1 protein-coding gene is annotated in these 766 nt (G+C 41.3%); it reads left to right on the top strand.

Going from position 1 to position 766, the window contains the following annotated elements; all coding sequences use genetic code 11:
- Positions 1-7: 7 nt before the first annotated feature.
- Positions 8-766, top strand: a 759-nt coding sequence (gene tnpC, locus ACT3CD_RS17230) for an IS66 family transposase (protein WP_444646910.1), incomplete at its 3' end; no start/stop codon positions are given.

Genomic DNA, 766 nt, shown 5'->3' on the forward strand with positions numbered 1-766 from the left:
TAACCAAATCAGGCAAATGGGAGTTTCGGTACCCAGTTCCACTTTAGAATCGTGGGTAAAACTGGGAGCTCAATTACTTCAACCACTCTACGCAGTTCTCCGGCTTCATATTTTTAGCGAAATCTATCAAATGATTGATGAATCGCCCATAAAAGTGCAGGATAAAGATAAAAAAGGTGCATGTCATCAAGGTTATATGTGGGTAAGATATGCCCCATTGTCAAAATCAGTACTTTTTGAGTATTACAAGAACCGTTCGACCAATGGGCCTATCGATGATTTATTAACCTTTAAAGGCTATGTTCAAACCGATGGTTATTCCGGATATACCTATTTGGCTGCGCTACAAAATATAACACATCTCTCGTGCTGGGCACACGCACGTCGATACTTTGACAAGGCACTTGGAAATGATAAGGAAAGAGCATCACATGTAATGAAGCTTATTCAATTGTTGTATGCTATCGAAGCGCTTGCCCGCGAATCTGAAATGTCGCACAAAGAACGTTATGCGTTAAGATTGGACAAATCGTTGCCCATCATTAATGAGATTGGCCAATACATACAGCAAGAGCGAAACAAAGTAACACCCAAAAGTCCAATAGGCAAAGCCTTTGATTATTGTGCCAACCGATGGATTAGCCTACAGAATTATTTAACCGATGGAATGCTCGAAATTGACAGCAACCTAATAGAAAACTCTATTCGCCCATTGGCCTTGGGTCGCAAGAATTACCTCTTTGCCGGTTCGCACGATGCAGCAAAA

The sequence above is a fragment of the Geofilum sp. OHC36d9 genome (genome assembly GCF_052400685.1).
GTDB lineage: Bacteria > Bacteroidota > Bacteroidia > Bacteroidales > Marinilabiliaceae > CAZHHH01.